A 1,085-nucleotide genomic window follows, 5' to 3' on the forward strand; every position below is an offset into this window, starting at 1 on the left:
GAGGATAACCATTCCGCCACGGAACGGTTTGCAACAGTCAGAGAAGGTTTATCCATTGTGCACCCGGTTATTGTTATACCGCCGTAAAAGCGAAAGAAAGAAAACGCTTGGGGTTTCAGCGCTTTATTCTCTGCATTCTAGGCCAGTGTAAACAGCTTGACTACCTGGCACCCGTGGAGGGGGTGACAGAATCTGAGTGGTTAGGGAAAAACGGGGCCAATTGGCCCCGTCCAGTTACCTGAAGCGTTTATTCAACAGGATTTACGCATTCCGCGCGGGATGGCTCATGCTTGCAGCGAATTTTGCGCAGCAGGCTCATCATGTCCTTGTTGTAGGTGCCCTCCTTGGTGAGGGCGATACGGGCATCACGCATCATTTCGTCGTAACGCAGTTTGTCTGCCTCAGGTATGCGCACCCACCACTTCTTGTTGACTTCGTTGTTGGCGTTCTCAATCACACGCATGGCGCGGTCAAACTGACCGAGCATGTATTTGCGCGATTGTGCTGCGAAGTCTGCGGGGAACTTGTCTTTTTTCAGAATCACTTGAGCCGTCAGCTGACCAAGTACGTAATCGATGATGCCGCCGTCAGGCTGCATGCCTTTATACAATTCCAGAGCAGAATAAGCTGCAATGGGGGCAAAACAGATATCCACGGAGCCGTTGTTGAAGCGACCGGAGAAGTTTGTGATGTCGGACATCACGGGGGACATGCCCACGCGGGACGCCATATTGGCCTGTGCCGTATCGTACTCAAGTACCGCGATGGATTTGCCGGACAGTTCGCCGACGGTATCGATGGTGCGGTCTTTTACGAACAGATAAGCCGCGCCCATTGGCGCAACGCCGCCCACTTCATAGGGCCCGGAAACCAGTTTTTCATTGATGGAGGGGTTGCCGCTGGCGAGTACGGTGATCACGGTGCGCATGGCGTCGTAGCTGGGGATCGCGCCAATGGAATCCATGCTGCCGGTGTAGCTGTTGAACTGACGGCCACGGATGCCGGTAAGGACGGCGGCATCACACTGCCCGGCCTTCAGGTCTTCGGAGGCAATTTTTTCATCGGTGTAGGGCTTGAGCTCAAGA

General features: G+C 54.2%; 1 protein-coding gene. It reads right to left on the reverse strand.

Annotated features, from left to right (window positions below):
* Nucleotides 1-247 precede the first annotated feature (247 nt).
* Nucleotides 248-1,085 (reverse strand): putative solute-binding protein (locus A3754_RS27075; protein WP_063518831.1); only part of this gene is annotated, 838 nt, incomplete at its 5' end.

Source organism: Alcanivorax sp. HI0083 (assembly GCF_001635175.1).